3 protein-coding genes are annotated in these 5,929 nt (G+C 74.7%); 1 reads left to right on the forward strand and 2 read right to left on the reverse strand.

Going from position 1 to position 5,929, the window contains the following annotated elements; genetic code table 11:
- Positions 1–102: 102 nt before the first annotated feature.
- Together ACZ60W_RS33420 and ACZ60W_RS33425 are read right to left on the reverse strand one after the other, a co-directional pair.
- Positions 103–1,035 (reverse strand): ornithine carbamoyltransferase, encoded by a 933-nt coding sequence (locus ACZ60W_RS33420; RefSeq protein ID WP_469759156.1) that lies wholly within the window; start codon positions 1,033–1,035, stop codon positions 103–105.
- A gap of 109 nt (positions 1,036–1,144) precedes the next feature.
- On the reverse strand, positions 1,145–2,518 hold the full coding sequence (locus ACZ60W_RS33425; RefSeq protein ID WP_469759157.1) for a helix-turn-helix domain-containing protein: 1,374 nt from the start codon (positions 2,516–2,518) through the stop codon (positions 1,145–1,147).
- Between the two features lie 193 nt (positions 2,519–2,711).
- On the opposite strand from ACZ60W_RS33425, the gene ACZ60W_RS33430 reads away from it, so the two are divergent.
- Positions 2,712–5,759, forward strand: a complete 3,048-nt coding sequence (locus ACZ60W_RS33430; protein WP_469759158.1) for an AfsR/SARP family transcriptional regulator — start codon at positions 2,712–2,714, stop codon at positions 5,757–5,759.
- Positions 5,760–5,929 lie beyond the last annotated feature (170 nt).

Here is a 5,929-nt window from a genome sequence, read left to right on the forward strand (position 1 = left end):
CCCCCCCCCCCCCCCCCCCCCCCCCCCCCCCCCCCCCCCCCCCCCCCCCCCCCCCCCCCCCCCCCCCCCCCCCCCCCCCCCCCCCCCCCCGGCGTTGTGCCGTCAGTGCTCGCCGACCACGCACCACTCCAGGACCGCCATCGCGGCGGTCATCTTGTGGAAGGCCTGCCGCCAGGCGAGGCTGCGCGGGCCGTCGAGGACCTCGTCGGAGACCTCCTGGCCGCGGACGGCCGGCAGGTCGTGCAGGAAGACGGTGTCCGGACCGCTGTGGCGCTCGAAGAACGTGCCGTCGATGGCGAACCCCTCGAAGGAGGCGAGCCAGTTCGGGTCGGCCTTCGGGACACCCATGGTCTGCCAGCGGCTCGTGTAGACCGCGTCGACGGGACCCTCGACCGCGGCCGGGTCGGTCACCCGGGTCACCAGGTGCCGGCCGCCGCTGAGTTCGTCGACCAGGTCCATCGTGTCCTTGGGCACCTCGTACCCCTCGGGAGACAGCAGCGTGATCCGCAGACCGGGGGTGAGCGCGCCGGCCAGGGCGAGGGCCGCGCCGGAGCTGTTGCCCTCGCCGACGACGAGGACGTGGCGCCCCGCGAGGTCGCCGAACCGCTCGGTGAGCGTGGCCAGGTCGGCGATCGCCTGGGTGGGGTGCTCGTCGAGGCTGAGCGCGTTGACGACCGCGAGGTCCGGGCTGCCGCCGAGGCGGCGCATCTCCGCCACGTCGCCGTTGGTGCGGACGACGAGGGCGTCGAGGTACTGCCCGAGGACGCGGCTGGTGTCCTCCACCGTCTCCCCGGTGGTCAGCTGGAGTTCGTCGGGACCGAAGGTGATCACGTCGGCGCCGAGCCGGGTGGCGCCGCTCCAGAACGACGTGCGGGTCCGGGTGGAGGACTTGCGGAAGTAGATGCCGACCTGGCGTCCCGTCAGCGGACGGTCGGCGACCTCACCGGTGCCGAACTCCACGGCGCGGGCGACGATGCGGGCGAGCTGCTCGGGCGTGAGGTCGGCGAGCGAGATCAGGTTGCGCATGGTGGGCATGCCTTTCTGCGAAGGGTGGTGGGGAGAAGCGGGAGAGGGACGAGGGCGGAGGACGAGAGAGGGAAGAGGCGAAGAGGCGGGGACAAGGGACGCGGGAGGGCGGGGCCGCTCAGGAGACCAGGGCCGCGGACCGTACGAGGAGGGCCGCGCGCTCGGCCGCCGGCCGCCGCACCAGGTGGAGGACGCCGAACCGCGGGGCCCCGTCCTCGTCGCCGGGCAGCCGCCGCACCAGCCCCCGCAGCATCAGGGCGTGCACGTCGCGCACCACGGTCGCCGGGGAGGCGGAGAGTTCGGCGGCCGCCTGGTCGGCGCTCCACCCGTCGGCCAGCAGGCTCAGGTTCCCCAGGAGCGCGGCGGGACCGTCGTCCAGGGCCGCGACGGCCGCGGCGAGCTGTGCGGCGAAGCCGTCGCCGGCGCCGGTGTCGCAGGCGGTGACGTCGTCCGCCACCTCCAGCGGCGCGGTCCGGGCGATCCCCAGCAGCTCCGCGGGGGAGCGCAGCAGGAGCCAGGAGGCCGCGGCCTCCATCGCCCGGGGCACCCCGTCGAGGGCCCGGCTGAGTTCGGCGACCGTCCGCACCAGGGAGTCGCCCGGCAGCAGGTCGGGGCGCATGTGGCCGACGTACGACAGCATCAGCTCGACGGCCGGCTGCCCGGCGGTGAGGGAGTCGCCCGGCAGGGGCCCGCCGGTGGAGTCGGTCCGCGCCGGGCCGGGCACGGGGAGGGGGCCGAGCGGCAGCAGCCGGTTGCCCGGGGTGCGGTGCGGTTCCCGCGTCGTGATCAGCACCTTGAGGCGGTCGCAGGCGTGGAGCAGTTCGAGGAGCGGGGCCGCGAGGTGCGGAGTGCCGTCGTGTCCGTCGAGCACCAGGAGGGTCGCCCGGCCGCCTATCACGGAGGCGAGTTCGTCCAGGCCGCGGCCGCCGAGCGCGACGGAGCGGGCCCAGCCCGCCAGCGCGGACCGCGGGCTGCGGGCCGCCGCCGGGCCGGCCACGGGGGGCGCGTCCTCGTTCATGTCGACCCAGACGACCGGGGTCCGGTCGCGGCTGTGGAGGGCCAGCGCCGCCTCCTGGGCCAGCCGGGTCTTGCCGACCCCGGCCAGGCCCACCACGCTGAGGAGCCGCTCGTGCTCGGTGGACAGCAGGCCGGTCAGCGCCCGCAGTTCCTCGGTGCGGCCCACCAGCCGGCGCAGCGGTCTGGGCGGCGGGGCCAGTTCCGCGCCGTACGTCTCGCGCATCACGGTGCCGGCCTCGGCACCCTCCACGGCGAGCTCCAGGGCGGCGCGGCGGGCGTCGCTCAGGCGCATGGCGCCGGCGAGGAGCCGGAGCGTCTCGCGGCGCGGGTGCCGCACCCGCCCCTGCTCCAGGTCTCTGATGGCCCGCACGCTGACGGTCGACAGACCGGCCAGCTGCTCCTGGGTGATCCCGGCCCACTGCCGTGCGGCCCGCAGCTGTTCGGCGAGTCCGTCCGGCGACGCCTGCTCGGTCATGACCAGTCTCCTTGGATGCATGGGGGGTCCTCAGTGCGAGGGCCGCGAAGGAGTCGGCCTCGTGAGGCACACAGTGGCCGCGGTGCTTACCGTTCCCGTACCGGCTCGTTCCCGAGCGTCACGGGAACGGGCTAGGATCCGCATGCACCGGCGCCGTCGGCGTGGACGAGTGACCTGGGGGGGTGCTTAGGCGATGACCGCTGCCGAGGCGCGATCGCTGCGTTTCAACGTGCTGGGTCCCTTGGAGGGATGGGCCGAGGGCTCGCGGTTGCGGCTGGGGGGACTGATCCAGGAACGGGTGCTCGGCACGCTGCTCCTGGAGCCCGGCCGGGTGCTGACGATCGGCCGCCTCGTGGAGTCGGCCTGGGCCGAGGACCCGCCGGCCACCGCGTCCCACCAGGTCCGCAAGGCGGTCGCCGACCTCCGGCGGCGCATCCCCTCGGGCGGCGACGTCATCGTCACGGACGGCCCCGGGTACCGGGTGGTCCTGGGCTCCGAACAGCTCGACCTGACGGAGTTCGGCGCCCTCGTGCGGGCCGCGCGCGACGCACCCGCCGAGGGGCGCGCGATCGACGCGGTCGAGTCGCTGCGCCGGGCCCTCGGTCTGTGGCGCGGACCGATCCTCGCCGGCGCCGGCGGTCCGGTGATCGAGGCGGCGGCCACCGCCTTCGAGGAGCGCCGGCTCGCCGCGGCCGAGCAGCTCTTCGAACTCCGCCTCGGCCTCGGCGAGTCCGCCGAGCTCGTCGTCGACCTGCGGGACCTGGTGCAGGCCCATCCGCTGCACGAGTCGCTGCGCGCCCAGCTGATGCTGGCCCTCTACCGCTCGGGACGCCAGGCCGAGGCGCTGGAGGAGTACAGCCGGGTCCGCGAACTCCTGGTCGAGGAGCTCGGGGTCGACCCGGGACCGCGTCTGACCAAGGTGTACGAGGGGATCCTGCGCGACAGTCCGGAGCTGGCCGCACCCGTTCCCCCGGCCGACGCGGCGCCGCTCCCCCTCCGGCTCCCGGCCTCGCCGGAGGCCCCGTGCACCCTGCCGTACGACCTGGCGGACTTCACCGGTCGCGGCGACGAACTCCAGGAACTCCTGGACTCCGCGGGGCGGGATTACGCGCGTCACTCGCGCATCGTGGCCCTGGACGGCATGGGCGGCAGCGGGAAGACGTCCCTCGCGGTGCACGCGGCACACACGCTGGCCGGCGACTTCCCCGACGGCCAGCTCTACATCGACCTGCGCGGATACACCCCGGGCGAACAGCCGGTGACCGCGAGCGGGGCGCTCGACAGCCTGCTGCGCGCGCTGGGCGTGCCGGGCACGCGCATCCCCGAGGACGCCGCGGGCCGCACGGCGCTGTGGCGGTCGACCGTCGCGGGGAAGCGGCTGCTGCTCCTCCTCGACAACGCGGCCGACGCGGACGGCGTCCGCCCGCTGCTGCCGACGTCGCCCGGCTGCCTGGTGCTGGTCACCAGCCGGGCCCGGCTGGTGGACCTGGACTCGGCGCAGTGGATCTCGATCGACGTGATGTCGCCGCCGGAGTGCGCGGCGCTGATCGCCGAGACCCTCGGCGAGCGGCGGTACGCGGCGGAGCCCGAGGCGGCCGCCGAACTGGCCCGGCTCTGCGGGCACCTGCCCCTGGCGCTGCGCATCGCCACCGCCCGGCTGCGCAACCGGCCCCGCTGGACGCTGCGGTACCTGGCGGACCGGCTGCGCGACGAGACGCGCAGACTGGACGAGCTGAGCTCGGGCCAGCGCAGCGTCGCCGCCACCCTCCGACTGTCGTACCAGGCCCTGCCGCAGGACTGCCGGACGGCGTTCCGCAGTCTGGCGCTGCACCCGGGCGGCGACCTCGACGTGCACGCGGCCGCCGCGCTCCTCGACACGGACCCGACGGACGCCGAGGACATCCTCGAACTCCTCCTGGACGTGCACCTGCTCCAGCAGCCGGAGATCGGGCTCTACACCTTCCACGACCTGGTCCGCAGCTTCGCGCAGAGCCTGCGTGCCCCGTCGACGGACGGCGACGACGCCGCGTCGACCCGCAGGCTCCTCGACTACTACCTCGCGGCGACGGAGTCGGCCTGCCAGGTGATGTTCCCGGGCCGGCGCCGCATCGCCACCGAGGTGGCGGAGGTGGAGGACGCCGAGGCGTGGGCGTCCCGGCTGCCCTGGTTCGCGGACAGCGGGCAGGCCGAGCAGTGGTTCGCGCGGGAGCAGGGATCGCTGCTCGGGGCCGTCGGTCTGGCCGACCGCGCCGGGCACGACCGGCACACGGTGTTCCTCTCCCGCAACCTCGCCTTCCAGCTCAGCGCGCGCGGCCAGTTGGAGGAGTTCCGCTCGATGGGCCTCGTGGCGGTGGCGGCGGCCCGCCGCCTCGGCGAACTGCCGCTGCTCGGCGTCAGCCTGTCCAACCTGGGCGTCGCCTGCTGGAAGCTGGGTCGCTTCGCCGAGGGCATCGAGGTCGCCACGGAGGGCCGGGATGTCGCCGAACGCCTCGGCGACGTGCAGACGCTGGCCCACAGCGAGAGCGCCCTCGGTCAGCTCAACAGTCTGCTGGGCCGGTTCCCCCAGGCGCTGTCCCACCTGGAGAAGTCGATCGCGCACCAGCGCGAGCTCGGCGCCAGCCGGGCCGAGGCCGAGAGCCTGACCCTCCTCAGCACGCTCTACGAACAGTGGGGCCGGCACGAGGAGGCCGCGTCGGCGGCCCGGCGCGCGATCGGCCTCTGCGACGAACTCGGCCAGCACGAGAACAAGTTGGTCGCCCTCACCGACCTGGCCTTCGCCCATGCCTGCCTGGGCGACGACGAGGCCGCGGACTCCTGCCTCAACCGGGCGCGCGAGCTGTGCACCGAGAGCAGCGACCCGGGCCAGGTGGCGCTCGCCCTCGCCCTCTTAGCGGAGGTCACCCAGCGACTCGGCCGGCCCGAGCAGGCCACGCACTACGCGGATCGCGCCATCGAAACCATTGGGCCAAACGTTTCTCTACTCCGCCGAGCCAAGGTCGAGAACACGGTCGGCCGTTATTTGTTCAAACGCAAGGAGTACGCGGCAGCCCTCGGCCTCCACGAGCGGGCGCACGAGGTGGCCCACTCCCTGGACTTCCGCATCGAGGTCGCCTACGCCCTCTCCGGCATGGCCCGCGCCCAGGCCGCCCTCGGCCTCACCGAGGAGGCGGCCCGCAACGAGCACTCCGCCGAGGAGCTCTTCGACCAGATGGGCGTCCCCGCCGACCGGCGGCGCACCTGACCGCTCCCCGGCACAGACGACGGTGCCCCGCTCCAGGTCCTCTCGGACTCGGAGCGGGGCACCGTCGTATGTGCCGGGGGGGGAGGGGATCAGACGGCGAGGATGGTGACTCCGTTCTTGCCGATGACGGTCGGGCCCTGGTCGTCGGTCGCCACCGCCCGGACGACACC

It is taken from the genome of Streptomyces sp. NPDC104202, from assembly GCF_055584185.1.